The following is a 25,310-nucleotide window of genomic DNA, read 5'->3' on the forward strand; positions in this document are numbered from 1 at the left end:
TCTCACTCCCGGGAGACGGTCATGGTGACGGTGGTGGGGCCGCCCTCGGGCGAGCTGACGTGCAGGGCGCCGTCGAGGGCCTCGGCCCGGCGGGTGAGTCCGCTCAGGCCGGTGCCGCCGGCGCCGGTCCCCGCCCCGCCCCGGCCGTCGTCGTGGACGACCAGGGTCAGCCGGTCGCCCTCCTCGCGCAGCCGGATCTCGGCCCGGGTCGCGCCCGCGTGCCGGGCGATGTTGGTGAGCAGCTCGGCCGCGGCGAAGTAGAGCGCCGACGCCGTCGCGTCGGGTGGTCTCGTGGTGAGGTCGACGGCGACCGACGCGGGCACCGCGCTGCGCCCGGCCAGGCTGGTCAGCGCGACGTCGAGGCCGTCGTCGAGGGCGGGCGGGTGCATGCCGCGGACGATGTCGCGCAGTTCGGCCAGGGCCTCGGTCACCGTGCGGCGGGCGTCGGCGGCCACCTCGCGTACGGGCGGCTCGGTGCTCTGCCGTTCGATGCGCGACAGGGTCATGCCCAGCGACACCAGCCGGGCCTGGGTGCCGTCGTGCAGGTCGCGCTCGACCCGGCGCAGCAGGGCCGCGGCATCTTCCCGCAGCGCGGCCCGGGCCGCCTCGAGCGCCGCGATGCGCCGGGCCGCCGGGCCGGGATGCAGCAACCCGCGGACGAGAACGCCGTCGACCAGCACGACCAGCCGCAGCAGCCACGGCACGGCCAGCAGCAACAGCAGGCCCAGGCCGGCCTCGCGCCACGTCTGCGGCCAGGTGTGCGCCTCGACGCCGAGCCCTTCGGGGTCGAGGAACCACCAGGCCGGGTAGGTCACCGCCACCAGGCCGGTGCCGAGGGCGATCAGCGTGCCGTAGGCGCCGGCGTAGATGACCGGGAAGCTGACGAAGCAGTAGGCCAGCGCCCGCCACGCGGTGGAGTCGCCGAACAGCGCGAGGAACCGCCCCCACCGGGTCGGCGCGGCCGGCGGTGGCGGGTCGGGCCAGTTCCAGCCGAGCAGGCGGCGGGCCGGGGCGCGGAACCAGCGCACGCCGCGCCGGGCGGTGAACAGCACCGCGGCCAGCAGCCCGAGCCCGAACACCAGCACCGACAGCGCGCCCGCGACGATGCCGAGCAGCGCCAGGGCGAACGCCGGGAGGCGGAACACGGCCGCGGTCAGCACGTAGAGCAGTTCCCGCCACATCCGGCCGGTCGTCCACACCCGCAGCAGGATCACCCGGCCACCTCGATCGGCGGGCGGCGCAGCGCGGCCGCGGCCGGCCCGACCATGCCCGCGAAGACGAGAGCGGTGGTTCCCGCGATGCCGGCGACCAGCCACGACACCGGCAGCCAGGGCCGCCACGTGCCCAGGGCGGTGTGCAGGAGGGGCAGCAGGGTGGTCGCGGCGACCGCGGCCCCGGCCGCCAGCGCGGTGCTCGTCACCACCAGAGCCTCGCAGACCACCACGGCCAGCGTGCGCCCGCGGGTGCCGCCGGCGAGCCGGACGACCGCGAGTTCCCGCCGCCGGGCGTGCATGACGGTCAGCAGGGTGTTGACCGCGGCGACGGCGGCGAACGCGGTGTAGGCACCGGTTCCAGAGTATTCCAGCCACCGGTCGGCGGCCGGGGCGGCGACACCGGTGACATGCGCGGTCGTGGTGCCCAGCACAACGGTGAACGCGGCGAAGGCCACGGCCAGGGTGAGCGGCACCAGCGCCCCCGACAACGAGCGGGCGCGGGCGGTGACGGCGTCGGCGGCCAGCGCGCCGACCGGGCCGAGCCGGCGGACGACCGGCAGCGTGACCCGCAGCAGCACCGGGCCGAGCAGACCGGCCCCGACGCACATGGCGAGCATGACGAACAGCCCGGCCTGGTCGGCCGTCGCGGCGTCGAACCCGCTGATCACCACGGCCAGCGTGACGCCGCCGGCCAGCAACAGAACACCGATCGCCGTACGGACCCGTCCCCGGCCCCGCCGCGACACCAGCGCCTCGGTCAGGGCCACCGAGGGCCGCAGCCGGGACGGCCGGATCGCGGCGACCAGTGCGCCCAGCAACGAGGTGCCGACCGTGACCGCGTACGCGATGGGAACTGTGCCGCCGTACACCCGGAACGTGGCCTCGGACGGCACCACCCCGGCCCCGGCCAGCCCGTGCCACCAGGCGTAGCCGGCGAGCAGGCCGAGCGGGATGCCGGCGGCGGTAGCGGGCAGCGCGACCAGCACGGCCTGGGCGGCGATGGCCCGCCGGACCCGGCCCGGGGTGGCCCCGATCGTGCGGACCAGCGCCATGTCGCGGGCCTGGCCGGCGATCGCGGTGCCCATGGTGACGCCGACGACCAGCACGGTGAGATAGGCCGAGGAGAGCGTGAAGATGATCCCGAGGTCGGCGATCCCGTTGTCCGGCGGCACCCCGTCGAGCGACGCCGTCAGGCCCAGACCGGTGGTGACGAGCGCGGCAGCGAGGGCCTGGGTCGCGGCCGGGCCGAGAAAGGCCCACGGGTTGGCCCGGAACGCCTGCCGGATCACGCGGCCACCGCCTGGAGCTGGTGGGCGATCCGGGTCGCGTCGGCGGCCGGGCCGTCATCGGCCACGGCGCCCTCGCGCAGCAGCACCAGCCGGTCGCTCCAGGCGGCCGCGGCCGGGTCGTGGGTCACCATCAGCACGGTCACGCCGTCGCGGTCGGCCGCCGTGCGCAGCAGCCGCAGGATGTGCGCTCCGGTGGCCGGGTCCAGCGCGCCGGTCGGCTCGTCCGCGAAGACGACGGCGGGCGCGGTGACCAGTGCCCGGGCCACCGCGACCCGTTGCCGCTGGCCGCCCGAAAGCTCCCCCACCGGCCGGTCGCCGAGCCCGCCCAGGCCGACCAGTCCCAGCACCTCGTCCACGGTGCGGGCGCGCGGGCCACCGAGCCGCACCGGCAGCGCCACGTTCTGCCGCACGGTCAGCTCGGAGAGCAGGTTGTAGGACTGGAAGACGAAGCCGGCCCGGTCACGCCGCAGCCGGGTCAGGCGGGCCTCGCGCATGCGGGTGATGTCCTGCCCGGCCAGCCGCACCCGGCCGCCGTCGGGGCGGTCCAGGCCGGCCGCGCAGTGCAGCAGGGTGCTCTTGCCCGAGCCGGTCGCGCCCATCACGGCCACGAACTGCCCGGCCGGGATGCCGAGGGACACGTCGCGCAGCGCCTGCACGCCGCGGGGATAACGTCGCGACACCGAGGTCAGCGAGATCACGGATTCCATGCGTCCACTCTGGTCAGCGCGGGACGACGGCACATCCGAGCCGGCCGTCCCCGCGCAGGTGCGGTTATCCGCACCTCTATACCGGGCGCAGGCAGCCGCCCGTCCGCAACCGGCCGGACCGGCGGGCGGTTGTCCGCACCTCAGACCGGGCGCAGGCAGCCGCCCGTCCGCAACCGGCCGACCGGCGGCAGGCTGACCACCCCGGAACCCATGCGTACGTACGACACCAGGCACGCCGACCGGTCGAGCGGGATCCCGTAGACAACGCTGTCGTACGGCACCCCGTCGCCCTCCTGCGGGCGCCGGACCTCGGCCGCCGGGTATCCCATCTTCCGCAGGGCGGCCCGCACGACGTCGACGTCCTCCCCCGCGGCCGACCGGCGGCGGGAACAGGATTCCGGGAGCGGGCAGAGCACGGCGTTCAGCCCGGTATTGATCTTGCCGGCCTGGGTGCTCACGACCCAGGACGCCGCCAGCTGCAGCCGGGCCGGGTCGGCCGCCACCTCGGGGCCGCACTGGTCGGCCTCCCACCGCAGCAGATAGTCGTCGAGGGCCTTGGGATCGATCGGTTCGCCGTTCTCGTCGGCGTAGGTGGAGACGGTCAGGCCGTCGCCGAGCGGGCATCCCGGGGCCGGCTGGGCCGAGCGGGCCGGCGCGGCCTGACGCCGTGGCTGCGGACTCCACAGCACGGCGGCCACCGCGCCGGCCGTCACCACGAGCAACACCAGAATCGTGACGGGGCCGAAGCGGCGGGACGGGGCGCCCTCCTCGCCGAAGACGAACACCCGCTCAATCTAGAGCGGTTGTGTTGCGATTCCGCGAACTTCAGGAGGAGGGCGGGGTGGTCACGGTGACCGCGGCGACGGCAGTCGACACGGCGATCGCGGCCGCGGTGCGGGTCACGACGGTGTCGAGGGCCACGGCGCCCCAGTTGCCCTGCTCGAGTTCCTTGGCCCGCTTGATGACCGCCGACGACCACGCCAGCTGGGGACGGAGCTGCGGCAGCGCGCCGCTCGACGAGAGCAGAGCGATCAGAGCCGCCGTCCGGGGGTCGGGTTCCGCGCCGTCGACCAGCACGGCCCGGATCCGGTCGCGCAGGGCCGCCTCGTACTCGGTGTCGGCGGCCGGGAGCATGGTCATCTTGAACAGGCCGAGCACCCGCTTCTTCTCGCGGCGGATCAGGCCCCGCTCGATCAGACGCTCGACGACCGGGTCCCAGAGCTTGCTGCCGATCGTCAGCAGCAAGGTCTGCGCGCCGCGCGGCTTCTCGGCGACCTTGTCGTACGCCTCCTGCAGCAACGGATCCTCCAGCGGCCCGTCGCCCACCGCGTACACCTTGGGGCCGTTGAGTCCCTGGGCGCTGTCGGCCTCGATGCGGCCCAGCAACGCGAGCTCGACCAGGACGGCCCCGCCGAGCGTGTAGGGCAGGGTGCCCGCGGCGGCCGGGGTCCCGGTCTCGTCGTCGAGCAGGAGCAGCATCAGGTCTTCCACTACGAGCATCGTTACCTCACAGCCAGTCGTGTTCGCGGGCGTAGCGTGCCGCCTCGTGCCGGGTCTGGGTCTGGGTCTTCTGCATGGCGTTGGACAGGTAGTTGCGGACGGTCCCCTGGGCCAGGTGGAGCTGGGCGGCGATGTCGGCCACCGAGTAGCCCTCGCCGGTCACCCGCAGCACGTCGAGCTCGCGGTCGGTGAGCGGGCAGTCGTCGATGACGGCGAGGGCCGAGACCTCGGGGTCGATCCAGCGTTTGCCCGAGTTCAGGGTCGCGATGACGGTCGCGATGTGCGCCGGCTCGGCCGACTTGCTCACGAACCCCTGCACCCCCAGCTTCAACGCTTTGCGCAGGACGCCGGGACGGGCGTGCCGGGTGAGCATGAGGATCACCTGCCGGGGCCGTTCCCGGCGGATCGCGGCGACCGCGCCCAGCCCGTCCACGTTCGGCATCTCCAGGTCGATCACGAGCACGTCCGGTTCGAGCCGCAGCGTCTCGGCCACGGCCTGTTCACCGTCGGAGGCCTCGGCCAGCACGGTGATGTCGCCCTCCATCGGCAGCAGGGCGGCCATCGCCTTGCGCAGCAGGGCCTCGTCGTCGGCCAGCACCACGGTCGTCATCGCACATCGGCCGTCGGGTAGGAGGCGGCCGTGGTGAACTCGCCCGCCATGACCGACGCGGTCAGCACGCCGCCGTCCTCGGAGAGCCGCTGCCGCAGGGCCGAGAGCCCGCGCAGCACCACCTCCCCGGCCGGGGCGCCGTCGTTCACTATCGTGATGCCCGCGGCCGACAGGGTGATGCGCACCTGGGTCGCCTGGGCGTGGCGCAGGATGTTCGTGGTCGTCTCGCGCAGCACCTGGCCGAGCAGTTCGCTCACCCGGGCCTCGGCCTCGGCCTCGCGCGTGATGCGGACCCGGATCCCGGCCGCCTCGAACAGGTTCTTCGCGTTCTCGAGCTCGGCCGACAGGTTCAGCCGCCGTTGCCCGTACGCAAGCTCCTTGGTCTGTCTGATCGTGTCGCTGACCAGGCCGTGGATCTCGCGCAGCTCGTCGGCGGCCCGGTCGGGGTCGCTGTGCACGAGTTTCTGCGCCAGCGCGGTCTTCAGCTTGACGACGTGCAGCGTGTGCCCCTGGATGTCGTGCAGATCGCCGGCGAAGCGCACGCGTTCACGGATGACGGCCAGTTCGGCCTCGCGTTCCCGGGACATTTCAAGCTCCTGGACGATGTCGTAGAACCGCTCACCGACGAACGACAGCACCGTGATGAACACGGTCAAGGCGGTCGGGACGAGCACGTAACTGAGCAGGATCTCGTTGTCCCCGACCAGGAAACGCGCGGCCCCGACCCGGATCCGGTCGTCGTCGGGCCCGACCGCCAGGCGCAGGGCCCCGATCGCGGCCACGAAGACGACCAGCCCGGCCCCGGCCAGGTAGCGCCGGCCCGGCAGCCGGGGCAGGCCCAGCGACGCCACGCTGGCGACACCCCAGTACGCGTTGGGGCTGCCGACGAGCAGCACGCCGAGTGGCCACACGGGCGCCGCGACGGCCAGGCACGGCCAGAACACGCGGCCGATGTCGTTGGCCGTCCAGCGTTCGAAGGCCACGATCGCCGCGATGACGCCGGGCGCGAGCACGAGGACGTGCCACCACGCGCCGACATCGACCGCCACCACGACGACCGCCGCCAGAATGAGCGGGGGCAGCGCCGTGTAGAGGTTGAGCCGGCGCAGGCGTCCCTGGGTCAGCTCGGTGAGGTGCAGCGGTCGGGCCTTCACCCCACCAGTATTCGGATCGTCCGGGCGGCCGCACAGTGACACCACGTCATATCCACGCATGACACTGCGGCACTGACCGCCGGGCCGGTTCCGCGGTGTCATCAAGTCATGTCCACAACGCCAGTCATCGAAGTCGAACGCCTCAACCTCAAGTACGGCGACTTCCACGCCGTCAAGGACCTCACGTTCGAGGTGCGGCCCGGGGAGCTCTATGCGCTGCTCGGCACCAACGGCGCCGGGAAGACCTCGACCTTGGAGGCCGTCGAGGGCCACCGCACGCCGAGCTCGGGCACCGTGCGGGTCTTCGGGCACAGCCCCGGCGACCGCCGCGCCGTGCGGCCCCGCATGGGCATCATGCTGCAGGAGAGCGGCTTCTCCCCCGACCTCACCGTCCGCGAGTCGGTCGGGCTGATCGGCCGGCTGACCCGGCGTACGGACGACGTGGGCCGGGTCATCGACATCGTCGGCCTCACCGGCAAGGCGGGCACCCTGGTGTCCCAGCTGTCCGGCGGCGAGAAGCGGCGGCTCGACTTCGCCACCGCCGTCTACGGCACCCCGGAGCTCATCTTCCTCGACGAGCCGACGACCGGCCTGGACATCCAGTCGCGCGACCACCTGTGGCAGGCCGTCGACCGCCTGCGCGAGAACGGCTCCACGGTTGTGCTGACGACGCACTACCTCGAGGAGGCGCAACAGCGCGCCGACCGCATCGGCCTGATGCACCAGGGTGTCTTCCACCGCGAGGGCACGGTCACCGAACTGACCCGCACGCTGCCGTCGGTCATCAAGTTCACGCTGGACGGCCCGGTGCCGGCGCTGCCCCTGGCCGCCACCGTGGGCGCCGACGGCGCGGTGCTGGTCGAGACGTTCGGCCTGCAGAAGGACCTGAACCTGTTGCTCGCCTGGGCCCAGGACAACGCGGTCGACCTGCGCGACCTCTCGGCCGGGCCGACCCGGCTCGACGACGTGTTCCGCGCCATCGAGTCCTGACGCGTCACCCTCTCTTCGGAAGGACCCCTCATGTTCGCCATCGCCCGCACCGAGCTGACCCAGATCTTCCGCAACCGCCTGGTGCTGGTCACCAGCTTCATCATGCCGGTGGCGGTCAGCGCGTTCTTCATCTACCGCCACGACGCGTTCGCCTCGTTCGCCAGCCTCGGCTACATCGCGGCCATCGTCATGTTCACGGTCGGCGCCTTCGGGCTCTACACCACCACCGTCACCACGCTCGCCTCGCGGCGGCAGAACCTGTTCCTCAAACGCCTGCGGTCCACCGCCGAGAGCGACGCCGGCATTCTGAGCGGCCTGATCCTGCCGGCCACGGTCATCGCGGCCGTGCAGGTGGCCGGAATTCTGACGGTGTTCGGTGTGGTCGCCGGCGCCCCGTCCAACGTGCCGCTGCTCGTGGTGGCCGTCATCGCCGTCATCGCCATGATGATCGGCCTGGCGCTGGCCACGGCCGGGGTGACCAACTCGCCCGAGCACGCGCAGGTGACCACGCTGCCGGTCAGCCTCGGGGTGATCGCCGTGGCCAGCTGGGTCGGCATCACCGGCACCGAGGAACTGACCATGCTCAAGCGCCTGCTGCCCGGCGGCGCCGCGACCGAGCTCGTGACCAACGCCTGGAACGGCGGGGTCGCCCTGTCCGACTCGCTGATCCTGCTGGCGCCCACGTTCGCCTGGGTCGTCGTCGCGGTCTCGTTCGCCCACCGCATGTTCCGCTGGGAGCCGCGCCGATGATCCTGCACGCGCTCCTCTGCGACGTGATCCGGACGGGACCGGCGCCCACCCCTCCGCCTCGCCAGGGGTGATTTGGGCGGATATGCTGGACGGGCCATGACTTCTGAGCTGCTGGACATCCGACGCATCTACGTCGAGCCGGCCGCGGCCGAGCTTCCGCGCGGCAAAGAGGTCCTGGCCCGTTTCCCGGCCGCCCAGCTGGTCGAGGTCGAGAGCCACAACCGGATCGACGAGCTCTACGGCGACGAGACGAACGTGAACCGGTGGGTGCGCATCAAACGCGAGGCGCTGGTCCTCGGGGTGAAGAAGACGCTGACGGCCCGGCCCAACGGGCGCTCGGCCGACTTCATCGCGCCGTCCACCGCCAACGGGTGCGCGATGGCCTGCGCCTATTGCTATGTGCCGCGCCACAAGGGCTACAGCAACCCGATCACCGTGTTCGCCAACATCGACAAGATTTCCGCGTACGTGCAAAGGCATGTCGCCCGGCAGGGGGTGAAGCCGGCGCCGAACGAGTGCGACCCGGTCGCCTGGGTCTACGACATCGGCGAGAACTCGGACTGCAGCGTCGACGCGCGGATCAGCGACAACGTCCGCGACCTGGTCGAGCTGTTCCGGTGGATGCCGGCCGCGAAGGCGTCGTTCGCGACCAAGCACGTGAACCGCGACCTGCTCGACTGGGATCCCCAGGGGCGTACGCGGGTCCGCTTCTCGCTGATGCCGGCGCGCGACGCGAAGCTGCTGGACATCCGGACCTCCCCGATCGCCGAGCGGATGGCGGCGATCGACGACTTCGTGGCGGCCGGCTACGAGGTGCACGTCAACTTCAGCCCGGTCGTGGTGCGCGACGGCTGGCTGGAGGACTGGGCGGAGCTGCTCGACCAGCTGGACGCGTCGATCGGGGCGGCGGCGCGAGCCCAGCTGGCGGCCGAGGTCATCTTCCTGACCCACAACCGCGACCTGCACGAGGTCAACCTGGGCTGGCACCCGAAGGCGGAGGAGCTGATCTGGCGGCCTTCGCTGCAGCAGCCCAAGAGGTCGCAGAACGGCTCGTGGAACGTCCGCTACCGCACCGGCGCGAAGGGGCAATATGTGGCGGCGCTGGTCGACCTGATCGGCGCGCGGCTGCCCTACTGCCGGGTCCGGTACGCCTTCTAACCGTGCACACCGTCGAGCTTCTGCCGGATGAGGGGCTGGATTCCGCCGTACGGAAGCAATGGGGTCTTCTGCTCGACGCCGGGTTGCCGAGCCTCGCTTCGCACGGGCACCCGACGAACCGGCCGCACCTGACCGTGGTGACCGCGGCGTCGCTGGACGGGCTGCCGGCGCTCTCCCTGCCGGTGGCGGTGTCGTTCGGGGCGGCGCGGATGCTCGGGCGGGCGTTGGTGCTTCCGGTCGAGGTGACCGACCAGCTGCGGGAGATGCACGAGCGGGTGTGGTCGGCGCTGCCCTCGGCGTGGCCGCCACCGGCCGAATGGGTGCCGCATGTGAGCCTGGCCCTCCGCGCCTCCCCGGCGGCGCTCACGGCGGCATCGTCGTTCGGGCGGGTCGAGGGGTCGTTCGTCGCGGCCCGGAGCTATGACACGTCCGTGCGGACGGTCATTGCCCTTTAGGTCGGGTACGTCACTCCGGGTGGTGCGGCGATCACGACGTCGGCCACGGGCTGCCAGCCGAGAGCCCGGTAGAGCTTCTGACCGTCCTCGCTGGCGATCAGCAGGCCGTGGTCGGCGCCCTCCTCACGGGCGGACCCGGCCAGGGCGCCCATGACGACGCCGGCCAGGCCGCGGCGGCGGTGTTCGGGGTAGGTCTCGATGCGGTCGGCGATGGCGTCGCGGGCGTGCAGGCCCATCGAGCCCCGGGCGGCGACCTCACCGCCGTCCTGGACGATCTCGACGGTGAGGGCGTCCCCGTCGCGCCGTTGCCGGAGGCGGTAGTCCCCGCCCAGCGCCTCGGCGGCCGGGTGGTCGGCGAGGTTGATGGTCATGAGCTGCTCGGAGCGTTTGAGGACCACCAGCCCGTACGTCTCCACGGCGTGCGCCACCGCATCGGGGTCGGTCGTGGGCACGGTCAGCCAGGTGATGTCGCGCTCGGCCAGCACCAGCTCGCTCAGCCGGGGCAGCGCCTCCGGGTCGGACGCGACGTACTCGATGTCGCGTCCCATCTGGTGACATTCGGTGCGCAGCCCGCCGCCGACATCTTCGGCCTCGGGCACGTGCCGGGCCACCGCCCATCCCCGCTGCCAGCGCTCGATCAGGTCCCGCATGCCGGCCAGTAGATCACTTCACGTCGTCCGGCACCGGCCGGTCGCTCTGCCGTCGCGGCCCCGCCGGGTCGCTCTGCCGTCGCGGCCCCGCCGGGTCGCTCTGCCGTCGCCGGCCGGGGCTCCGGGCGGCTGGCAGGGAACTCTCAGGCAAAGCCCCGATACTTCTGAGGGTCCTGTGCCGAGCTGACCGAGGAGAGTTTGTGACCGTGCTCGCCGAAGCCGCCCCCGACACCGAGTCCGGAGGGCTGACCGGGTGGGCCGTCGGCCTGATGGAACAGCTGGGCGGTGTGGGCGCCGCGCTGATCGTCGGCCTCGACAACCTGTTCCCGCCCATCCCGAGCGAGCTGGTGCTGCCGCTGGCCGGGTTCTCGGCCAGCCGGGGCGTGTTCAGCCTGCCCGAGGCCCTGTTCTGGACCACCCTGGGCTCGGTCCTCGGCGCGATCATCGTCTATTGGGCCGGGGCCCTGCTCGGCCGTGAGCGCACCCGCAGCCTGGTCGCGCTGATCCCGCTGGTCAAGGTGCAGGACTTCGACCGCTGCGAGGAGTGGTTCGCCAAGCACGGCACCAAGGCGGTCTTCTTCGGCCGCATGGTCCCGCTGTTCCGGAGTTTCATCTCGCTGCCGGCCGGCGTCGAACGCATGAGCTTCTGGAAGTTCACCGTGCTGACCACCCTGGGCAGCTTCATCTGGAACACCATCTTCGTCACGGCCGGCTTCGTCCTGGGCGAGAACTGGCACCGTGTCGAGGGCTACGCCGGCATCTTCCAGAAGGTCGTCATCGCCGGCGTCGTGATCGGCATCGGCTACTTCATCTGGCAGCGCCTGCGGGCCGCCAAGGTAGGCGCCGCCGACACCGACGCCACGGTGGTCCTTCCGGTGATCCGCGACCGGCCCCGCAGCCACCGCCGCTGACGCCTCGGCCGACCGGATGGGGTGCAGGCGCTGGGCGTGCGCTCAGGCGGCCGCGGCGGTGCGAGCGGACGGGGCGGTCGGGACGGGGCGGCGGCGCCAGAGCAGGACCACCGCGAAGGCGACCAGCCAGACGCTCCACAGCACGTAGCCCAGGAAGTTGGCGAAATCGACGCCGGGCACGCCGAGGGGTGAAAGGACGCCGGTGGCGATCAGGGTGGCGGAGACGGCGCCCAGGGCGACGAACCACCAGCCGGTGAAGGAGCGGCCCAGAGCGGCCAGCACCAGCAGGGTCCAGGCAGCCGTGAGGGCGTAGCCGATGGTCTCGCCGATCAGGGTGCCGAGCACGTGGTGGGCGGTCTCGAAGGCGGAGATGTTGCCGTCGGCGGCGTAGGTGGGGACCAGCAGGAACCAGCGGGACAGGCCGGCTACCTGGACCACCGCGGCCGCGATGCCCACTGGTACGGCGATGCGCATGGCCCGGGCGGGCGAGAGGCGACCCACGCCGAGGGCGATCGGGGCGAACAACGCCGCCGACAGGGCCAGCACCACGAACCAGCCCACGACGGCCGACCGGTGGGCGGTGAACGAGGCCAGGATGACGTCGGTCGGTTCCTGGAGGATGTCGGGATAGTCGAAGACGCTGCCCAGCGCGGTGAAGGCGATGTTGGTCAGCACGGCGGCGGTCAGCAGCAGGGCGGCGGTGGCTCGGCGGGTCATGGGGGCAGCTTCGCCGGAACGGCTGACGCTGGGCTGACGCCGCCGCCATATGCTGCGTCAGTGCTGACCGTGGCGGTTCTGGGCCCGGTCGACCTGCGGCGGGACGGCGTCCGGCTCGACGTTCCGGCCGGGCGGACGACCGAGGTGCTGATCCGGCTCGCCCTCGACGCGGGGCGGCCGGTGCGGGCGGAACGGCTCATCGAGGACCTGTGGGGCGGGCCGGTCTCGCCGAACGTGTTGCAGGCCAAAGTGTCCAAGCTGCGCCGGGTGCTGGGCGACGCGGGGCTTGTCACCGGTGGCACGGGCGGCTACACCCTGCACGTCGAACCGGAGCACGTGGACGCGCTGGAGGTGCTGCGCCGCACCGACGCCGGGGCGCTGGAGTTGTTCCGTGGCGATGAGCTGCTGCCCGACGCGGGTGAAGGTGAGTGGCTGGCACCCTGGCGCGGGCGGCTGGCCGAGGCTCGGGGGCGGTTGGCCGAGGCGTACGGGGAAACGCTGTTGGACACCGGTGACACGGGCGCGCTGCAGCAGCTCGTGGCCGCGCAACCGTTGAGCGAGAATCTGTGGCGCCTGTTCATCACCGCGCTCTACCGCGACGGACGGCAGGCCGACGCCCTCGACGCCTACCGGCAGGTCCGGGCGCGGTTGGCCGACGAGCTCGGCCTCGACCCGGGGCCGGCGCTGCGCGACCTGGAACGCCGGATCCTGGTGCAGGACAGCGGTCTCGCCGCCGGCAACCTGCCCGCCCGGTCCGGCCCGCTGATCGGCCGCGACGGCGACCTGCGCCGCCTCGGCGAGCTGCTGTCGCAGAACCGGCTGGTGACGGTCGTCGGCCCGGCCGGCGTGGGCAAGACCGGGCTGGCCGTCGAGACAGCCCGGGGCCGGGGCGGCTGGCTGACCCGCCTGGAAACCACGCAAAACACGGTGTGGCAGGCCATCGGCGAGACCTTCGCACTGGCCGAGGCGGTCGAACCGACGGTCCTGGACCGGCTGCGAAACCTGCGCGCCCTGCTCGTCCTGGACAACTGCGAACACCTGGCCGACCTTCTCGGCCCGGTCGTCGAACGGATCCTGACCACCGCGCCGGGCATCACCGTGCTCGCCACCAGCCAGATCCCGCTTGGCATCGAGGGCGAGACCACCTACGGGCTGGGCCCGCTGCCCCACGAGGACGCCGAAAAGCTGTTCCGGGAGCGCGCCGCCCGTCATCGCCGCCTCGACCCGCAGGAGGATGTCGGCCGCGTCGTCCGCCGGCTCGACGGGCTGCCCCTGGCCATCGAGCTGGCCGCGGCCAGGGCCAAAGCGCTTCCCGTACGGGAGATCGCCCGCCGCCTCGACGACCGGTTCACGCTGCTGGCCGACCCGAACAGCCGTCGCCCACCTCGGCAGCGCACCCTGCGTGCGGCGCTCGGGTGGAGTTACGACCTGCTGTTCCCGGACGACCAGCGCGGCCTCTGGGCGCTCGCCACGTTCGCCGCGGGCGCGCCCCTGGCGGCGGCCGAGCATGTGCTGGCCGCGCTCGACGTGCCCGGGCCGGCCGCCCTCGACGTGCTGGACCGGCTCGTCGACCGTTCCCTGGCCGTGGCCGAGGTCGGCACCGACGCGCGGTACCGGCTGCTGGACAGCGTCCGCGCCTACGGGCGGGAGCGCCTGGCCGAGGCCGGGCTCACCGGAACGGCCGCCGCCGCCCACGCCGCCTGGTACGGCTCGATGGCCGCCGCGGCCGACCTTCGCGGGCCGGGCCAGGCGAGCGCCCTGGCCTTCGTCCGCGCCGAGCGGGCCGACATCGACGCCGCGGTCGCCTGGGCGCGCGCGAACGACCCGGGGCTGGCCCTGCGGATCGTCACCGGGTTCGGCTGGGCCTGGGTGTTCCTGGGCGCGGGCAGCGAGGCCGCCGCACGCAGCCGGTCGGCGTTGTTCGACGGCGCCCCGGCCGAGCAACGCGTGGACGCGCTGCTGTTCGCAGCCTGGTTCGAGGCCTCAGGCGGCGACCTGGAACGCGCCTTCTCCGATGTGGATCGGGCCCGCCGCATCGCGCCCCTCCCCCGTACGGACCTGTTCCTCGCCTTCCTGCACAGCCAGCAGGGGCAGCCGGCCGCCGCGCTCGAAGCCCTCGATGCGTTCCGCGAAACGGCCACGGGCTGGGAAGCGGGCGCGGCGGCCCTGCTGGAGGCGTGGGCCCGCACCGGGCTCGGTGACCTCGGCCGGGCCCGCGCCGCCTGCGACGAGGCGCTGCGGCGGCTGACCCCGCTCGGTGACGCCTGGGCGCTGAGCCACGCCCAGGCGATCCTCGGCGGTCTGGCCCAGGCCGAACACCGCCCCGACGACGCCGCCGCCCACTACAGCGCCGCCGCTGAGGCCGCGCACCGCCTCGGATTCACCGCGGCCGAATCGCTGCACCTGACCAACCTGGGCCGGGCGCAACCGCCGGCCGAGGCCCTGGAGACCCTGGAACGAGCGGCCGGACGAGCCGATTCGGTCGGGGATCTGCGGAACGTGGCCTACGCCCGGGCCCGGCGCGCGGGCGCACTGCGGGAGCTGGGCCGTCTCGACGAGGCGGAAGCCGAGCTGAGCGTGGCCCTCGGGTACTACGACGACCCGTACGGTCGCTATCTGCGGGCCGCCCTGGCACGGGACGTCCCGGGGCTCGAAGCCGTGCTGAAGAACGCCCGCGACGCCGGGGACCGCGAGCTGGAGATGATCACCCTGGCCGAACTCGGGGACGGCGAACGTCCGTAGGCTGGCCGGATGTCTGACCTCACGCGTGTGGCCCGCCGATGTTCCCGGATCGTCGACTCCCGCGCGTTCGAGGTGACGATCGTCGTGATGATCGGCCTCAATGCCGTCCTGCTCTGCGTCGAGACCTACCCGGTGGCCGAGCGGATCGCGTATCTGCACTGGCTGGAGTGGTTCTTCCGGGTCGTGTTCGTCACCGAGATCGCCATCCGGATCCTGGCTTACGGGCGGCGGCCGCAGGACTTCTTCAAGCACGGCTGGAACGTGTTCGACTTCGTCGTGATCGCGGCCGTGTTCATCCCCGGCCTGCACGGCGACACGGCCGCGCTGCGCATCATCCGGATGGCCCGCGTGGTCCGGCTCGTGCGCTTCTCCCCCGGCCTGCGCACGATCGTCACCGCCCTGCTGCGCAGCCTGCCCGGCGTCGGCGGGTTCCTGGCGCTGGCCCTGGTGACCTTCTATGTGTACGGCATGACCGGCTGGCTGATCTTCAAGGACGCCTACCCCGAGGAGTACGGCACGATCGGCCGCGCCGTGGTGACCCTGTTCGTGCTGCTGTCGCTGGAGACGCTGCCCGACCTCATCCAGCAGGGCCTGGACATGTCGCCGTGGACGCTCGTCTACTACGTCAGCTATGTGCTGCTCACGGTCAACCTGCTGCTGAACATCCTGATCGCGGTCATCGTCAACTCGATGGAGGAGGCGCGGCGCCTGGAGATGACCGAGAGCCTGGCCGTGGACGAGGACCACGACGGCGTGCCCGACAACATCGACCGCATCCAGATCAGTCAGCGGCTCGACGATCTGCGCTCGATGATCACCGAGCTGGAACGGGATCTGCGCATCGACCGCGACCCCCGCCGGCCGCGCGCCCAGTCTTTTAAGGATGTTTAAGGTAACGACCCTGATCCATGATCGAGCGCCTTCCCGTAGTTGTCGGTACTGCACCGAAGCAGTAAGCCCGACAGCCAGAAGGAGCCCTCGCATGTACCGGAACCGCGGCCGCAACAAGATGTCCTCGACCACCCGCAAGGTGGTTCTCGGCGCCTCCGCGGTGGTGCTGGCCGGCGGCGCGTTCGCGATCAGCACGGGTCTGAGCAGCGCGGGCGAGAACTGTGCCGGCCTCGACCAGGCCCTGCGCCAGAACCTCCAGTTCATCGCGGGCCAGCGGTCGGCGCCCGACGCCCAGTCCGAGGCGCGCATCGCGAACCGTCAGGCCGTGGTCGACCTGATCAACCAGCGTCGCGACGTGGCCGGCTGCACGGCCGACGTAGCCGGCGAGGTGCCCGGTGCCGCCGGGGGTAACCAGGCCGCCAACCCGCCCGCGGCCAACCCGCCCGCGGCCAACCCGCCGGCTGCGAACCCCCCGGCCGCCACGACTCCCCCGGCCGCTGCTCCGCCGGCCCAGGGCTCCGGCGCCGGCGAGGTCGTCTGCGCGGGCTCGACGGTCACGCTCTCCGGTGAGGGCGGCCAGCCGTTCGCCTCCAGCGGCCAGTTCCCGCTCGGCACCACCCTCAAGGTCACCAACCTGGACAACAACAAGAGCATCACCGTCAAGGTGGAGACCACCTCCGGCAGCTGCGTGCTGCTGAACAACGCCGCCTTCGAGCAGGTGCGCGAGCCCGGCAAGTTCCTGATCCGCCGCGCCGTCATCGAGAAGATCGGCTGACTTTCCCCGATGGTTGCCGGCGAGCGGAGTCGCCCCGCTCGCCGGCAGGGAAGTCTCAGGCGTAATAGCGGTAGATCGGACGGGCCACGCAGGCCGGCTTGTCCAGACCCTCGATCTCGACGGTGAAGTCGTACGACACCTGCAAGCAGCGCGACTGCACCTCCTCGGCCGCCACCGCCGTCGCGGCCAGCCGGATCTTCGAGCCGACCCGCACCGGGCTCGGGAAGCGCACCCGGTCGAGCCCGTAGTTGACGCCCATCTTCACGCCCTCGACGTGCAGGATCTCGCCGAACAGCGGGATCACCAGCGACAGCGTGAGATAGCCATGGGCGATCGTCCCCCGGAACGGCCCTTTCGCGGCCCGTTCCACGTCGAGGTGGATCCACTGGTGGTCGCCGGTGGCGTCGGCGAACTGGCCGACCCGCTCCTGCGTGATCTCGAGCCACGAACTGTGCCCGAGTTCCCGCCCGGCCAAGGCCTTGAGCTCGTCCAGTCCACTCACCGTGAGCATGCCGGCTCCCCTTCCGTCGTCAGGCCCCGAGTATCGACGACGTGAACACCTACGGCCAGGGGCTGCCGGGTGGCGGGGCTTCCTCGTCCGTACGGTCGGCGGCGGGCAGCCACAACACGAACGTGCTCCCTTGGCCCGGCTCCGAGAACGCCGCCACCCGTCCGCCGTGCGACTCCACGATCTGCCGGACGATCGCCAGCCCGAGGCCGGTGCGGCGTTCCGGCCGCGAACCGGCGGGCTCACCGTTGGGGCCACGCCAGAAGCGGTCGAACACCCGGGACAGGTCGGCCGGGGCGATGCCCGGGCCCTCGTCGGCGACCGCCAGCCACAACCAAGACCCCGCTTGACCCGTTGCCATGGTCACCGTCGAGTGCGAGGGGGCCAGCCGTACGGCGTTGGACAGCAGATTGCCCGCAGCCCGGCGCAACGCGTCGGCGTCGCCGATCAGGTGGAGCCCGGCCGCCGTCTCGTAGCGCAGATGCAGCGGCCGCTCGGTGACGAACGCCTCCTCACCGGCCTCGCGCGCCACCACCGACAGGTCGACGTCGCTGTCGGCCGAACCGTCGGCGTCGCGCCGCGCGGTCGCCAGCAGGTCTTCGACCAGCCGGGACATGCGGGTGGTGGCCCGGTCGACCACCGCCACGGCCCGCGCCCTCTCTTCCGGCGTCGCGTCGGGAGCGGTGAGCGACGCGTCCAGGTTGGTGCGGATGATCGCGAGGGGGCTGCGCAGCTCGTGCGACGCGTCGTCGATGAGCTGGCGCTGGGACTGGAACGCGTGGTCGAGCCGGTCGAGCATCGAGTCGATGGTGTCGGCCAGGTCACGCAGTTCGTCGGGCGGCCCGTTGAGCCGGATGCGGCGGGACAGGTCGGTGGCCTGGATCTCGCGTGCGGTCCGGGTGATCGCCCCGACCGGCCGCAGGGCCCGGCCGGAGAGCACCCAGCCGACGCCGAGGCTGGCCACGAACAGCCCCCCCAGGGCGATCAGCGAGTATGACCGGAGCTTTTCCAGGGTGTTGTAGTTGACCGCGGCCTCGAACTCGCTGATCTGGGCGACGTTGGTCATGCCCTGGTATTGACCGTCGCGGATGACCTTGGCCCGCAGTGCGGTCACCGGCCGGGGTTCCGTGGTCTCGGCCAGCGCGAAATAGATGACCCCGAGGGTCAGGCCGGCCAGCGCGAAGAGCACCGTCGAATAGATGACGGTCAGCCGGAACCGGATCGACCGGAACACCTCGGGGCGTTTCACGACGCCTGTCCCTCCCGCAGCCGGTAGCCCCGGCCGACGACGGTCTCGATGGAGCCCTCGCCCAGCTTGCGCCGCAGCGTGCCGACCGTGACCCGCACGGTCTGGGTGAACGGGTCGGCGTTGGCGTCCCACACGTGCTCGAGCAACTCCTCGCTGGAGACCACGTGGCCCGGGCGGGTCATCAGGTATTCCAGCACCCCGAACTCCTTCGGGGTCAGCGCCAGCGGCCGGCCGGCCACGGTCACCTGGTGGCGGGCCGAGTCGAGCACGATGTCACCCACGGTGAGCCGGGCCGAGCCGCCCGTGGTGTCGCGGCGCAGCAGAGCCCGTACGCGGGCCTGCAGTTCCGCCAGATGAAAGGGTTTGACCAGGTAGTCGTCGGCGCCGCCGTCGAGGCCCCGCACCCGGTCGTCGAGGCCGCCACGGGCGGTCAGCATGAGCACCCGCAGGTCGCCGTCGCCGGGCGTCGGCACCTCGCCCGCGCGCAGCGTGCGGCACAGGGTGAACCCGTCGCCGTCGGGCAGGTTCACGTCGAGCAGCATCAGGTCGTACTCGTTGACGGTCAGCCGGTCATAGGCCTGGGCGACGTCCAGAGCGACGTCGACCGCGTATCCACTGCGGGCGAGCCCGACGCGCAGGCCCTCCGCCAGATCCTCTTCGTCTTCCACCACCAGCAACCGCATCGGTCAACTATCCCCGGGCGATGAGCGAATCAGCCACCTGGCGGGCCCGTTCGATGGGAACCGCGAAGCCGATCCCGATCGATCCGCCGCCCTCCATGGTCGCGATGGCCGTATTGACCCCGATCACCTCGCCTCGGGCGTTCACCAGCGGTCCGCCGGAATTGCCCGGGTTGATGGAGGCGTCGGTCTGCACCGCCGTCTGACGTGCCTGACCACCGAGCCGGACCTCCCGGTCGAGGGCGCTGACGATGCCGGCGGTCACGGTTCCGCTCAGGCCCAGCGGCGAGCCGACGGCCAGCACCGGCTCGCCGACCCGGGTCCCGTTCGGGTCGGCCAGCGCCAAGGGCTGCGGCGGAGCGCCGTCGGTGACCCGCAGAACGGCGATGTCGCTGCCGGGATCGGTGCCGACGACCTCGGCCGTACGGCGTTGGCCGTCCGCGCCGACGATGCTGACCGAGCCGCCCCGGCCGGCCGCGACCACGTGGTTGTTCGTGACGATGTGACCGCGGTTGTCGAAGACGAACCCGGAGCCGGAGGCGCCGCCCTGCCCGGTGCGCACCTGCACCGAGACGACGCTGGGCAGCACCCGGGCCGCCGCCCCGACCAGGTCGGCCGGAACGTTGCCCTGTGGCAGGGGCGCGGCGGTGGCGGGCTCGGCGTCATCGTCGCGCCCGGCGAAGTAACCGGCGGCGCCGCCGGCGCCGGCCGAGAGACCGACGACGGCGAGAGCGGCGAGAGCGGCGGCGGGAAAGCGGCGGCCTTTCGCAGCGGAATGGACCGGAGCTTCCGTCAAAAGCGGCTCGGAGGCCCACGACGGGGAGTGGAACTCAGGTCCGCGGGGTGTCCCAAGTCCAGACATGGCGATCCTTTCGGGGAAGGTCAGGGAAGGCGGGCGAACCAGAACATCGACGCGCCGGCCACGATCAGCGCCAGGACCAGCCCGATGCCGATGAACCAGGCGGACACCTCACGCACCTCGGTCTGGTAACCCACCGAGCTGCCGATGTCCGCGTACGCGTTGCGCAGCTCCTCGGTGTTGGCGGCCTCGAAGTAGCGCCCGCCAGTGGCCGACGCGACCGATTCGAGGGTCTCGCCGTCGACCGGCACCTCCTGGCCGCCACCGATGGTGCCCGACGGCGTGCCGAACGAGATGGTGTCGACGGGCACGCCGAGCTCGTTGGCCATCCGCGCCGCCTCGGCCGGGTCCTGGCCCGAGGTGTTGGCGCCGTCCGAGAGCACGATGACCCGGGCCGGCGGCACGTCCTCGCCGGCCGACGCGTCGACCGAGCGGATCTGCTCCAGGGCCGAGGCGATGGCGTCACCGATCGCGGTGCCGCCCTGCCCGGCCGCGCCGTCCGCGAGCCGGTCGATGCCGCTGCCGAGCTGGTTGCGGTCGGTGCCCGGCGGCACGAAGACCGATGCCTGCCCGGCGAACCCGACCAGCCCGACGTTGAACTGCTCGGGCAGGTCCTCGACGAAGCCGCGGGCGGCCGCCTTGGCCGCGTCGAGCCGGTTCGGGGCGACGTCCTCGGCCAGCATCGACCGGGACACATCGACCGCGACCAGCACGGTGGCCCGTTCCCGTGGCACCTGCACCTCGGCCTGGGGCTGGGCGAAACCGACGACCAGCAGGCCCAGCATGGCCAGGAAGAGCGAGGCGGGCAGATGCCGGCGCCAGCCGGGACGCTTGGGGGCGACCCGGTCGAGCAGCTTGAGGTTGGTGAAACGCACGGCGTACCGGCTGCGGCGGCGCTGCGCGAAGAGGTACGCCACGGCGAGCGCGACGACGCCGAGCAGCAGCCACAGCCGTTCCGGGGAGAGCCAGGTCATTGTGGGGTCCTCACGGGTCTCGCGGCCGCCCGGCTCAGGCGCCGCCGGGCGTGCACGTGGCGCACGATGTCGGCGATCCAGTCCCGGTCGGTCCGCAGCGGTAGGTGGGCGGCGCCGGCCCGTTTGATGGCGGCCGCGATGGTGGCCTGCTGCTGGGCGGCCGCGGCGGCGTAGCGTTCGCGCAGCTTCCGGCTGGCCGTGGGCACCTCGCGCCGGCGACCGGTCTCGGGGTCGATCAGCGTGAGCAGGCCGACGTCCGGCAGTTCGTGCTCGCGCGGGTCGCCCACCTGCACGGCCAGCACCTGGTGGCGGGCGGCGAGCCGGCGCAGCGGTTCCTCCCACTCCGGTGCGGCCGGGCCGAGGCCGTCCTCGTCGAGCCCGTCCAGAAAGTCGGAGACCACGACCACCAGGCCCGTACGGGGGGTCTGGCGGTGCAGGGCCTCGATCCCGCCGCCCAGTGACACCGGCCGCTGGTTGCGGGGCGTGAGCATCATGGCCCGCAGCAGGGCGAGCAGCGACGCCCGTCCGCCCCGGGCCGGGAACCGTCGTACACCCTCGCCGGAAAGCAGGTGGGCGCCGAGCCGGTTGCCGTTGCCGAGCGTGAGGAACCCGACGGCCGCGACCGCCGCCAGGCCCAGCTCCCGCTTCTCCAGGTCGGCGGTGCCGAAGTCCATGCTCGCGCTGGCGTCGACCAGCACATGGGTGGCGAGCTCACGGTCGGCGTCGACCGTCCGCACGTGGGGCACGGTGGTCCGGGCGGTGACCGCCCAGTCCATGCGGCGCACCTCGTCCTCGCCGGGCCGGTATTCCTTGCTGCCGGCCGGTTCGCTGCCGATGCCGGGCAACAGACCCAGGTACGAGCCGTGGAGCAGCCCGTCGAGCCGTCGCGTGATCATCAGTTCGAGCCGCCGGAGGCGCCGCTCGGGAACGAGCTCGGGTCCGAAGTTGCCCTCGTTCATGCCGCCATCCCCAGGCCGGGGCCGCTGTCCTCCTGCTGCGGCGCGATGATCGGCAGCGGCACCGAGTCGATGACGCGGCGCACGATCTGTTCGGGCTGCACGCCGTCGGCCACCGCGTCGAACGACAGGACGAGGCGGTGCGCGAGCACGTCCGGGGCGATGTCGAGCAGGTCGGCCGGCAGCACGTAGTCGCGGCCCCGCAGCAGGGCGAGGGCGCGGCCGGCGGCGACCAGTCCGAGGGTGGCGCGCGGGCTGGCCCCGTACGCGAGCTGGGCCGCGACGTCGGGCAGGCCGAAGCGCTCGGGTTCGCGGGTGGCCAGCACGAGCCGTACGACGTACTCGGCCAGCGCGTGGTGGACGAACACGCCGCGCGCCCGGGCCTGCAGCTCGTTGAGGATCACCGGGTCGAGCACCCGCTGCGCCACCGGCCGGGCCCCGCCCATCCGATAGAGGATGCCCAGCTCCTCCTGCTCGGTCGGGTAGCCCACGACGACCCGCATGAGGAAGCGGTCGCGCTGCGCCTCCGGCAGCTGATAGACGCCCTCGCTCTCGATCGGGTTCTGGGTGGCGAGCACGAGGAACGGTTTCGGTACGGGATAGGTCTGGCCCCCGATCGAGACGTGGCCCTCGGCCATCACCTCGAGCAGCGCCGACTGCACCTTGGCGGGAGCGCGGTTGATCTCGTCGGCGAGCACGATGTGCGCCATGATCGGGCCGAGCTCGACGTCGAAGCTCTCCTTGCCGGCCCGGTAGATGCGGGTGCCGAGGATGTCCGACGGCACCAGGTCGGGCGTGAACTGGATGCGGTGGAAGGTGCCGCCCACCGCGACGGCGAGGGTCTCGGCGGCCAGGGTCTTGGCCACGCCGGGAACGCCCTCGAGCAGGCAGTGCCCGCCGGCCAGCAGTGCGGTCAGCAGCCGCTCGACGAGCCGGTCCTGTCCGACGATCACCTTCTTGACTTCGAACAGGGTCCGCTCGAGCCGGCGGTCCGTTGCGTCATCTGTCATGTGTCGATGACAGCAACTGACACCGAAAGCGAGCCGAAGCGGGACCGAAAAAAGACCGAAGGGCCCTGTGGACAACCACCCTCCGGCACTTCGCCGGGGGCTAGTCTCACGCCCTGCCCTGGGTGGCTGGGGGTGGTGGTGGGTGAATTGGAAAGGGAATCTTGTCGGTGCTACCGGGCAAGATGGGAATCATGACGTATCCACCACCGCAGTACCACGGGGAAACCGGAGAAGTCAGCGCCACCTACCGGCCGGACGCGACCGCGCCCGAGCTCGTCTATCCGAACGGCACCAAGGTCCGCTACCTGTCCACTGGGGAGTCGACCGGCGGCCTGTTCGGGCTCTACCGCTGGGAGTGCGGGCCCGGCGTCACCGGCCCCGACCCGCACTTCCACCGGTCGATCAGCGAATCGTTCTACATCCTGAGCGGCAGCATGCGCATCTACAACGGCAAGGAATGGATCGACACCGAACCCGGCGACTATGTGCACGTGCCGATCGGCGGCATCCACGCGTTCAAGAACGAGTCCGGCGCCCCGGCCTCGATGCTGCTGCACTTCTCACCGGGTGCGCCGCGTGAGGGCTATTTCGAGGGCCTGGTGCACGTGGCCCAGATGAGCGACGAGGAGAAGGTCCAGTTCTATCTGGACCACGACAATCACTGGCTCGACGGGCGCTGACGCCAGAAGCGCTGGTACTTCTCGTCCGGCTCCGCGGCGATGATCTCTTGGGCGATGGCCCGAACCGCCTCGTCGCCCCAGAGATCGTCGCCGCTCACCGCGCCACTTCAGTGCCCGGATGGATCAGGCCGGGGTGGTGACGCAGCCAGGTGCCCTTGCCGCCGCGCTTGGCGGCGTACATCGCGATGTCGGCCTCGCGCAGCAGCGAACCCACATCGGTGGCCGGGCCGGCCGCGGCCACGCCGATCGAGGCCGCCGCCCGCACCGGCACGCCGTCGATCAGCTCGGGGACGGTGAGGGCGGACAGGATGCGTACGGCGGTCTGCTCGGCCTCGGTCACCGTGCAGCCCGGCAGCAGCACCGCGAACTCGTCACCGCCGAGCCGGGCCGCCACGTCGCCCGAGCGGATCGCACCGCGCAGACGGTCGGCCACCCCGAGCAGCAGCGCGTCGCCGGCCGCGTGACCCATCGTGTCGTTGACCGCCTTGAACCCGTCGAGGTCGACCAGCAGCACCGACACCGCACCCGGCGACGCCGCCAACGCGTGTTCGACCTGCTCGTGGAAGTGACCCCGGTTGGCCAGGCCGGTCAGCCCGTCGAAGTGGGCCTGGTGCCGCAGCCGCACCTCATGCTCGCGCAGCCGGCTGATCAGGGCCTGGTTGTCGTGGAAGGCCACCAGCTGACGCCACGCGACCAGGGCGCAGATCAGCGCCAGCCCGACGACCACACCCCACAGGCGCTGGTTCACGCCGCCCGGAAGCACGATCACCAGCACGACGAAGGCCACGACCATGGCCCCGTACGGGAGAAGGCTGTAAGGCTTGCGCCGCCGCTCACCGAACGCCGACCGGTCGAAGCTGGCCAGCAGGAACTGGATGCGCGGGCCGACGGCGATCAGCACCGAGGGCAGATAGCGCACGAAGTAGACCGCAGGCGACACGTCGGTGCCGTGCGGGGCGAGGAACATGCCGACGCTCATCACCATCGTCGCGCCGATCATCGGGAACGCGGACGCCTTGTGCATGGGCGCGTTGCCGCTGAGGATCATCTTGACCGACGCGAACGACGCCGTGACGGCCACCCCGGTCGCGGCCAGCACGGCCAGCATGTCCGAGCGCCAGTCCCCGTCCGGTGTCACCAGCGAGCACCACGCGACCACCGCGCCCGCGACGAGCACGGTCGCCGAGTCGAGCCAGAAACCCAGACGCTCCCGGCCCGTACGGTTCGGATGCGGGTAGGCCAGCATCGCGGTCAACACCGACAAGAGGCCGATGCCCAGGCAGACGGTCTGCAGAGTGCCGCCGTTGGTCGACCAGGTGCCCGGGAACCAGGTCATCAGCGCCTGGAAGCCGTCACCGAACGTGAACAGTGTGCCGGTCGCCGCCAGCACGAGCCAGAACCGCCGGATCGCGCCCGTCGCCAGCCGCGCCACCCGCCACGAGAAGAAGGCGAGCAGCACGTCCAGCGGCGGCTGGAACGTCCAGAAGATCCGTACCTGCCATTCCGCGTTCCCGTTGAACACGGTGAACAGGATGAAGGTGAGACCCGTCCAGGCCAGCATGGCGAGCAGCCAGGGGTCACGGCGAAGCGCGGACATGGCCGTGACCGGGCCGTCCTCGCGCGCCGAGCGGGCCACACGGCCTCCCCTGAGTCGTCACGGACCACTGCGGTCCATGGCGCTCCAGATCGACACTGCGCGGGCCGGGTTGAGGAAACGCCGCGTGGCTCACTCCGGGCGAGTCGGTGGTGCTTCAGGAGGAACCCCGCGTGGCTCACTCCAGGCGAGTCGGTGCGCTTCACGAGGAACGCCGCGTGGCTCACTCCGGGCGAGTCGGTGGCGCTTCAGGAGGAACCCCGCGTGGCTCACTCCAGGCGGTCGGC

At 72.1% G+C, this 25,310-nt stretch carries 26 protein-coding genes; 9 read left to right on the forward strand and 17 right to left on the reverse strand.

Annotated elements, in window-relative coordinates:
* Positions 1-2: 2 nt before the first annotated feature.
* From JIG36_RS29005 to JIG36_RS54245, 7 genes are all read right to left on the reverse strand, one after another.
* Complete coding sequence (locus tag JIG36_RS29005) at positions 3-1,214, reverse strand: sensor histidine kinase (RefSeq protein ID WP_203379581.1); 1,212 nt, start codon at positions 1,212-1,214, stop codon at positions 3-5.
* Entirely contained in the window at positions 1,211-2,503 is a 1,293-nt protein-coding gene (locus tag JIG36_RS29010; RefSeq protein ID WP_203379582.1) for an FtsX-like permease family protein, read from the reverse strand. The genes JIG36_RS29005 and JIG36_RS29010 overlap by 4 nt, the downstream gene beginning before the upstream one ends.
* Positions 2,500-3,210 (reverse strand): ABC transporter ATP-binding protein, encoded by a 711-nt coding sequence (locus JIG36_RS29015; protein ID WP_203379583.1) that lies wholly within the window; start codon positions 3,208-3,210, stop codon positions 2,500-2,502. Before JIG36_RS29015 ends, JIG36_RS29010 begins: the two co-directional genes overlap by 4 nt.
* Before the next feature lie 140 nt (positions 3,211-3,350).
* A complete protein-coding gene (locus JIG36_RS29020) occupies positions 3,351-3,995 on the reverse strand; it encodes a hypothetical protein (protein ID WP_203379584.1) in 645 nt (214 codons plus the stop codon).
* 40 nt (positions 3,996-4,035) lie between these two features.
* The gene (locus JIG36_RS29025) at positions 4,036-4,710 is read right to left on the reverse strand and encodes a GOLPH3/VPS74 family protein (RefSeq protein ID WP_203379585.1); all 675 of its coding nucleotides are present in this window, start codon (positions 4,708-4,710) and stop codon (positions 4,036-4,038) included.
* A gap of 7 nt (positions 4,711-4,717) precedes the next feature.
* Positions 4,718-5,320: a response regulator transcription factor gene (locus JIG36_RS29030; RefSeq protein WP_203379586.1), complete on the reverse strand. Its 603-nt coding sequence runs from the start codon at positions 5,318-5,320 to the stop codon at positions 4,718-4,720.
* Positions 5,317-6,474 carry a sensor histidine kinase gene (locus JIG36_RS54245; RefSeq protein ID WP_203379587.1) on the reverse strand — a complete coding sequence of 386 codons (1,158 nt, stop codon included), beginning with the start codon at positions 6,472-6,474 and terminating at the stop codon, positions 5,317-5,319. Before JIG36_RS54245 ends, JIG36_RS29030 begins: the two co-directional genes overlap by 4 nt.
* Positions 6,475-6,582: 108 nt before the next feature.
* Here JIG36_RS54245 and JIG36_RS29040 point away from each other — a divergent pair, with 108 nt between their 5' ends.
* From JIG36_RS29040 to JIG36_RS29055, 4 genes are all read left to right on the forward strand, one after another.
* Complete coding sequence (locus JIG36_RS29040) at positions 6,583-7,464, forward strand: ABC transporter ATP-binding protein (protein WP_203379588.1); 882 nt, start codon at positions 6,583-6,585, stop codon at positions 7,462-7,464.
* 30 nt (positions 7,465-7,494) lie between these two features.
* Positions 7,495-8,214: an ABC transporter permease gene (locus JIG36_RS29045; protein WP_203379589.1), complete on the forward strand. Its 720-nt coding sequence runs from the start codon at positions 7,495-7,497 to the stop codon at positions 8,212-8,214.
* A 96-nt stretch (positions 8,215-8,310) separates the two neighbouring features.
* On the forward strand, positions 8,311-9,372 hold the full coding sequence (locus JIG36_RS29050) for a spore photoproduct lyase family protein (protein WP_203379590.1): 1,062 nt from the start codon (positions 8,311-8,313) through the stop codon (positions 9,370-9,372).
* Positions 9,373-9,374: 2 nt separating this feature from the next.
* On the forward strand, positions 9,375-9,827 hold the full coding sequence (locus tag JIG36_RS29055) for a 2'-5' RNA ligase family protein (RefSeq protein WP_203379591.1): 453 nt from the start codon (positions 9,375-9,377) through the stop codon (positions 9,825-9,827).
* On the opposite strand, the gene JIG36_RS29060 is transcribed toward JIG36_RS29055, so the two are convergent.
* Positions 9,824-10,477: a GNAT family N-acetyltransferase gene (locus tag JIG36_RS29060; protein ID WP_203379592.1), complete on the reverse strand. Its 654-nt coding sequence runs from the start codon at positions 10,475-10,477 to the stop codon at positions 9,824-9,826. The two genes, JIG36_RS29055 and JIG36_RS29060, sit on opposite strands and share 4 nt — an antisense overlap.
* 200 nt (positions 10,478-10,677) lie before the next feature.
* Between JIG36_RS29060 and JIG36_RS29065 the strand changes: the two genes are divergently transcribed.
* Positions 10,678-11,388 carry a DedA family protein gene (locus JIG36_RS29065; protein ID WP_307872950.1) on the forward strand — a complete coding sequence of 237 codons (711 nt, stop codon included), beginning with the start codon at positions 10,678-10,680 and terminating at the stop codon, positions 11,386-11,388.
* Between the two features lie 42 nt (positions 11,389-11,430).
* On the opposite strand, the gene JIG36_RS29070 is transcribed toward JIG36_RS29065, so the two are convergent.
* Positions 11,431-12,105 (reverse strand): DUF4386 family protein, encoded by a 675-nt coding sequence (locus JIG36_RS29070; protein ID WP_203379593.1) that lies wholly within the window; start codon positions 12,103-12,105, stop codon positions 11,431-11,433.
* 60 nt (positions 12,106-12,165) lie between these two features.
* On the opposite strand from JIG36_RS29070, the gene JIG36_RS29075 reads away from it, so the two are divergent.
* From JIG36_RS29075 to JIG36_RS29085, 3 genes are all read left to right on the forward strand, one after another.
* The gene (locus JIG36_RS29075; RefSeq protein ID WP_203379594.1) at positions 12,166-14,847 is read left to right on the forward strand and encodes an ATP-binding protein; all 2,682 of its coding nucleotides are present in this window, start codon (positions 12,166-12,168) and stop codon (positions 14,845-14,847) included.
* A gap of 9 nt (positions 14,848-14,856) precedes the next feature.
* Positions 14,857-15,738, forward strand: coding sequence for an ion transporter (locus JIG36_RS29080; protein WP_203379595.1), 882 nt, complete (start codon positions 14,857-14,859; stop codon positions 15,736-15,738).
* A 91-nt stretch (positions 15,739-15,829) separates the two neighbouring features.
* On the forward strand, positions 15,830-16,513 hold the full coding sequence (locus JIG36_RS29085; protein ID WP_203379596.1) for an SCO2207 family protein: 684 nt from the start codon (positions 15,830-15,832) through the stop codon (positions 16,511-16,513).
* Positions 16,514-16,568: 55 nt separating this feature from the next.
* Here JIG36_RS29085 and JIG36_RS29090 read toward each other — a convergent pair whose 3' ends face one another.
* Genes JIG36_RS29090 through JIG36_RS29120 form a run of 7 tightly spaced genes read right to left on the reverse strand, consistent with a single transcriptional unit; the run spans position 16,569 to position 22,749 of the window.
* Positions 16,569-17,024 (reverse strand): MaoC family dehydratase, encoded by a 456-nt coding sequence (locus JIG36_RS29090; RefSeq protein WP_203379597.1) that lies wholly within the window; start codon positions 17,022-17,024, stop codon positions 16,569-16,571.
* A gap of 49 nt (positions 17,025-17,073) precedes the next feature.
* Positions 17,074-18,270 carry a sensor histidine kinase gene (locus tag JIG36_RS29095; RefSeq protein ID WP_203379598.1) on the reverse strand — a complete coding sequence of 399 codons (1,197 nt, stop codon included), beginning with the start codon at positions 18,268-18,270 and terminating at the stop codon, positions 17,074-17,076.
* The gene (locus tag JIG36_RS29100; protein WP_203379599.1) at positions 18,267-18,953 is read right to left on the reverse strand and encodes a response regulator transcription factor; all 687 of its coding nucleotides are present in this window, start codon (positions 18,951-18,953) and stop codon (positions 18,267-18,269) included. Before JIG36_RS29100 ends, JIG36_RS29095 begins: the two co-directional genes overlap by 4 nt.
* Before the next feature lie 7 nt (positions 18,954-18,960).
* Complete coding sequence (locus JIG36_RS29105; protein ID WP_203379600.1) at positions 18,961-19,812, reverse strand: S1C family serine protease; 852 nt, start codon at positions 19,810-19,812, stop codon at positions 18,961-18,963.
* A 20-nt stretch (positions 19,813-19,832) separates the two neighbouring features.
* Complete coding sequence (locus JIG36_RS29110) at positions 19,833-20,783, reverse strand: VWA domain-containing protein (protein WP_203379601.1); 951 nt, start codon at positions 20,781-20,783, stop codon at positions 19,833-19,835.
* Entirely contained in the window at positions 20,780-21,742 is a 963-nt protein-coding gene (locus JIG36_RS29115; RefSeq protein WP_203379602.1) for a DUF58 domain-containing protein, read from the reverse strand. The genes JIG36_RS29110 and JIG36_RS29115 overlap by 4 nt, the downstream gene beginning before the upstream one ends.
* Positions 21,739-22,749, reverse strand: a complete 1,011-nt coding sequence (locus JIG36_RS29120) for an AAA family ATPase (protein WP_203379603.1) — start codon at positions 22,747-22,749, stop codon at positions 21,739-21,741. Before JIG36_RS29120 ends, JIG36_RS29115 begins: the two co-directional genes overlap by 4 nt.
* 191 nt (positions 22,750-22,940) lie before the next feature.
* Here JIG36_RS29120 and JIG36_RS29125 point away from each other — a divergent pair, with 191 nt between their 5' ends.
* Positions 22,941-23,429 carry a cupin domain-containing protein gene (locus tag JIG36_RS29125; protein WP_203379604.1) on the forward strand — a complete coding sequence of 163 codons (489 nt, stop codon included), beginning with the start codon at positions 22,941-22,943 and terminating at the stop codon, positions 23,427-23,429.
* A 94-nt stretch (positions 23,430-23,523) separates the two neighbouring features.
* Here the strand turns inward: JIG36_RS29125 and JIG36_RS29130 are convergent, their stop codons facing one another.
* A complete protein-coding gene (locus tag JIG36_RS29130) occupies positions 23,524-25,065 on the reverse strand; it encodes a diguanylate cyclase domain-containing protein (protein ID WP_307872951.1) in 1,542 nt (513 codons plus the stop codon).
* Positions 25,066-25,310: the final 245 nt, after the last annotated feature.

This window comes from Paractinoplanes ovalisporus (assembly GCF_016834655.1).
In the GTDB taxonomy this organism is placed as follows: Bacteria; Actinomycetota; Actinomycetes; order Mycobacteriales; family Micromonosporaceae; genus Actinoplanes; species Actinoplanes ovalisporus.

Excerpts from the sequence above, each read along its gene's own strand:
- JIG36_RS29030 (WP_203379586.1), bottom strand. The coding sequence starts at position 5,320 with ATGACGACCGTGGTGCTGGCCGACGACGAGGCCCTGCTGCGCAAGGCG.
- JIG36_RS29115 (WP_203379602.1), bottom strand. The coding sequence starts at position 21,742 with ATGAACGAGGGCAACTTCGGACCCGAGCTCGTTCCCGAGCGGCGCCTC.
- JIG36_RS29100 (WP_203379599.1), bottom strand. The coding sequence starts at position 18,953 with ATGCGGTTGCTGGTGGTGGAAGACGAAGAGGATCTGGCGGAGGGCCTG.
- JIG36_RS29045 (WP_203379589.1), top strand. The coding sequence starts at position 7,495 with ATGTTCGCCATCGCCCGCACCGAGCTGACCCAGATCTTCCGCAACCGC.
- JIG36_RS29025 (WP_203379585.1), bottom strand. The coding sequence starts at position 4,710 with ATGCTCGTAGTGGAAGACCTGATGCTGCTCCTGCTCGACGACGAGACC.
- JIG36_RS29085 (WP_203379596.1), top strand. The coding sequence starts at position 15,830 with ATGTACCGGAACCGCGGCCGCAACAAGATGTCCTCGACCACCCGCAAG.
- JIG36_RS29105 (WP_203379600.1), bottom strand. The coding sequence starts at position 19,812 with ATGTCTGGACTTGGGACACCCCGCGGACCTGAGTTCCACTCCCCGTCG.
- JIG36_RS29015 (WP_203379583.1), bottom strand. The coding sequence starts at position 3,210 with ATGGAATCCGTGATCTCGCTGACCTCGGTGTCGCGACGTTATCCCCGC.
- JIG36_RS29125 (WP_203379604.1), top strand. The coding sequence starts at position 22,941 with ATGACGTATCCACCACCGCAGTACCACGGGGAAACCGGAGAAGTCAGC.
- JIG36_RS29040 (WP_203379588.1), top strand. The coding sequence starts at position 6,583 with ATGTCCACAACGCCAGTCATCGAAGTCGAACGCCTCAACCTCAAGTAC.
- JIG36_RS29080 (WP_203379595.1), top strand. The coding sequence starts at position 14,857 with ATGTCTGACCTCACGCGTGTGGCCCGCCGATGTTCCCGGATCGTCGAC.
- JIG36_RS29070 (WP_203379593.1), bottom strand. The coding sequence starts at position 12,105 with ATGACCCGCCGAGCCACCGCCGCCCTGCTGCTGACCGCCGCCGTGCTG.
- JIG36_RS29090 (WP_203379597.1), bottom strand. The coding sequence starts at position 17,024 with ATGCTCACGGTGAGTGGACTGGACGAGCTCAAGGCCTTGGCCGGGCGG.
- JIG36_RS29050 (WP_203379590.1), top strand. The coding sequence starts at position 8,311 with ATGACTTCTGAGCTGCTGGACATCCGACGCATCTACGTCGAGCCGGCC.
- JIG36_RS29120 (WP_203379603.1), bottom strand. The coding sequence starts at position 22,749 with ATGACAGATGACGCAACGGACCGCCGGCTCGAGCGGACCCTGTTCGAA.
- JIG36_RS29110 (WP_203379601.1), bottom strand. The coding sequence starts at position 20,783 with ATGACCTGGCTCTCCCCGGAACGGCTGTGGCTGCTGCTCGGCGTCGTC.
- JIG36_RS29060 (WP_203379592.1), bottom strand. The coding sequence starts at position 10,477 with ATGCGGGACCTGATCGAGCGCTGGCAGCGGGGATGGGCGGTGGCCCGG.